1 protein-coding gene is annotated in these 349 nt (G+C 51.0%); it reads right to left on the bottom strand.

The window, feature by feature from the left end:
* Window positions 1-75: 75 nt before the first annotated feature.
* Window positions 76-349 (bottom strand): hypothetical protein (locus CVH10_RS25840; protein ID WP_181244496.1); only part of this gene is annotated, 274 nt, incomplete at its 5' end.

The following is a 349-nucleotide window of genomic DNA, read 5'->3' as shown; positions in this document are numbered from 1 at the left end:
GTTTGTCAATCCGTTGTGTTCGGCTGCCACGGCGGTCTTGAGTGATTCGTTGGTCGCGACGTCAATCCTCCACCGTCAGCTAGACATTACGTCCGCTCGCTCAAGACTGCCTTCTGCGAACAAGATTTCCGTGATGAGCCCTGTATGTGGCGACGCGAAAGCCGCCGTGTAATGCCCTTTGCCGTTGAGATCGACGATGAGCATTTTGACCCCACCAAATTTGTGACGCACGATCGAGCCTAAAGGGAACGGAGAAATCTCCACGCGAGATTCATTTTCAACTTCCGCTATATAATAATGGGTGTTTTGGGTGCTGTTCAAAAGGAGCCATTTGGTGTCGAGCAAATTC

The sequence above is a fragment of the Halomonas sp. ND22Bw genome, assembly GCF_003011945.1.
GTDB classification, from domain to species: domain Bacteria; phylum Pseudomonadota; class Gammaproteobacteria; order Pseudomonadales; family Halomonadaceae; genus Halomonas; species Halomonas halophila.
Note: the sequence above shows the minus strand (reverse complement) of the source record. Positions and strands in the feature narration are given on the sequence as shown.